General features: G+C 41.5%; 3 protein-coding genes and 1 pseudogene. All 4 read left to right on the top strand.

From position 1 onward, the window contains the following. A partial coding sequence (locus tag AACP56_RS17850; protein WP_339339055.1) for an efflux RND transporter periplasmic adaptor subunit occupies positions 1-1,085 on the top strand: 1,085 nt, incomplete at its 5' end. Between the two features lie 3 nt (positions 1,086-1,088). Continuing rightward, entirely contained in the window at positions 1,089-1,727 is a 639-nt protein-coding gene (locus tag AACP56_RS17845; protein WP_339339057.1) for a cation diffusion facilitator family transporter, read from the top strand. Continuing rightward, positions 1,724-2,140 carry a Fur family transcriptional regulator gene (locus tag AACP56_RS17840; RefSeq protein WP_339340025.1) on the top strand — a complete coding sequence of 139 codons (417 nt, stop codon included), beginning with the start codon at positions 1,724-1,726 and terminating at the stop codon, positions 2,138-2,140. Before AACP56_RS17845 ends, AACP56_RS17840 begins: the two co-directional genes overlap by 4 nt. Positions 2,141-2,181: 41 nt before the next feature. Continuing rightward, a pseudogene (locus tag AACP56_RS17835) lies at positions 2,182-2,568 on the top strand (heavy metal translocating P-type ATPase); the annotation flags it as partial.

Below are 2,568 nucleotides of genomic sequence, written 5' to 3'. Positions count from 1 at the left end.
AAGAAGAAAATCACTCTGAAGAAGATGAAATAGTAACACTTACTGCTAAACAGTATGATGCCCTACAAATGGAAGTCGATACGCTTGCCCAGCGCAATATGAGCGGATACGTAGAAGCGAACGGTCAATTGGAAGTTCCGCCACAAAATGAAGCGACCATCACTACGGTCGTGGGTGCGAACGTGGTTTCTATTGAGGTCATCGAGGGCGATAAGGTCAACAAAGGTCAGACTGTTGCCTATCTGTCACATCCTAATATCATACAAAAACAGACGGATTATCTCAATGCATATAGTAACAGTCAGTTTCTCAAAAAAGGATACGAACGCCAAAAAACTCTTTATGATGCAGGTGTGGGCAGCGGTGCCAATTTCCAAAAAGCAGAAGCGGAATATCAAGCTTCCAGAAGTATGGTGAACGGTTTGGAAGCACAATTACAACAATTAAATGTTAGTGCATCAGGTGTGAGAAATGGCACTATTTATCAAAGGGTTGCGCTACGAAGTCCCATTCAAGGCTTTGTGGAAAAAGTAGCCGTTAAAACAGGACAATATGTAGAACCCCAGACCGACCTAATGGAAATCGTGGACACCCATCACGTACACGCCGATTTGATGGTGTTTGAAAAGGATGTGTACAAAGTAAAGGAAGGACAAACCGTTCGGTTCAATGTCCAATCCATTCCGGGAAAGGAACTGACAGCGGAAATTTATTCCGTAGGAAAAACTTTTGAGCAGAACCCCAAAGCGATACACGTACACGCCGAAATCGAGAACAAAGAAGGCAACCTGATACCGGGAATGTATATTCAAGGACGCATCCAAACCGACAACACAATGACCACGGCAATTCCTGAAAGTGCCATCTCAGCCGATGGCGAAAAGTCCTTTGTATTTATAGCAAAAAAGGAAGGCGAGGATTGGAAGTTTATGCCCGTGGAAATTATAAAAGGAACTCACGATGGCGATTGGATTGCCATTGATTTTCTTACCGAACAAGAACCAAATACTAAGTATGCCTTTAATAACGCCTACTACTTAATGGCGGAAATGAAAAAAGGGGAAAACGAAGAAGAAGGACATTAAAAAATGGACCAAAAAAGAAAGCAAAATTTAAAGGAAGCAAGAACGCTTCAGATATGGAATGTCATTTATGACATTATCGAAGTGGTCGTATCGCTCATCGCGGGATTCACGGCAAACAGTTCCGCCTTGATAGGCTGGGGATTGGACAGCACCATAGAAGTCATTAGTGCAGGAACGCTCGGTTGGCGATTGCACGGCGATATCAAGGGTCTGGACGAAAAGCGTGTAGAGCAAAGAAAAATGACAACCCTTTATGTCATCGCAATATCCTTTGCACTCATCTGCATTTTCATATCCTATGATTCCATTTCAAAATTGATAAGTCAAGAAACGGCATGTTGGTCCACGATAGGTATCGTAATACTGATAGTTTCCTTAGTGGTAAATCCATTTCTGATTTATTACAAAAGAAAGTACGGACATAAATTGGATAGCCCTGCTTTATTAGCTGATGCCAAGGATACTTTTATCTGTCTGTATCAAACCATAGTAGTCCTAATAGGTCTATTGCTCGTGAAATGGCTGGGCTGGTGGTGGGCCGACCCCGTTGCGGCATTGTTGATAGTGCCATACGCGGCAAAAGAGGGTTGGGAAGCTTATTCCAAAGCACAAAAAATCAAAAACAGCATCGATGAGAAATGAAAGAAATAGAAAAAAGATTGAATGACAATGGGGTTCGCCCCACGGCAATGCGCATATTGATTTATAAGTATATGGCCGAAAAAGAAATTGCGGTTGCGCTCACGGATATCGAGAATGCTTTCGCAAAAGCGGACAGAACTACCCTTTACCGCACCCTCAAAACCTTTGAGGAAAAAGGTATCGTACACCAAATAGATGATGGCACCCATATTTCAAAATTTGCATTGTGCGAACCGGGTTGCAACTGTGAACTTGAACAAGATTTGCACTTGCATTTTCATTGCAATAACTGTGACGAAACGGTTTGTTTAACGGAACAAAAAATCCCGCATATCAATTTGCCTGATGGCTATGTTGCTGAGGATGCCAATTTGGTGCTCAAAGGAATTTGCGAAAAGTGTAGCGGACAATAAATGCACTTCCGTCGCATACTTAATTTAAAGAATTTTACAATATGAAAAAGAAAAAAATAAACCTACGGGATATAGACACTAAAAAGCATTCAGGCGAGCATTCACACGATGATGGCCATAACCACAGCAGTCCAGAACAACTATCTAATTTCAGAACCTATCTACCAGCTATTTTCAGCTTTGTGATGTTGATTGCAGGTATTGCCATTGATTATTTTGAAGCATTTCCACATTTTAAAGGATGGATAAGAATCGTTTGGTATTCTGTCGCCTATATTCCAGTTGGTTTTCCGGTAATAAGAGAAGGTTGGAAGAGTATCAAAAATGGTGATTTTTTTACGGAATTCTTCTTAATGTCCATAGCCACTTTAGGTGCATTTGCCATTGGCGAATATCCCGAAGGTGTTGCCGTAATGCTGTTTTATGCC

It is taken from the genome of Croceitalea sp. MTPC6, from assembly GCF_036985525.1.
Lineage (GTDB): Bacteria > Bacteroidota > Bacteroidia > Flavobacteriales > Flavobacteriaceae > Croceitalea.
The sequence above is the reverse complement of the archived record's forward strand: the minus strand, read 5'-3'. Positions and strand labels throughout refer to the sequence as shown.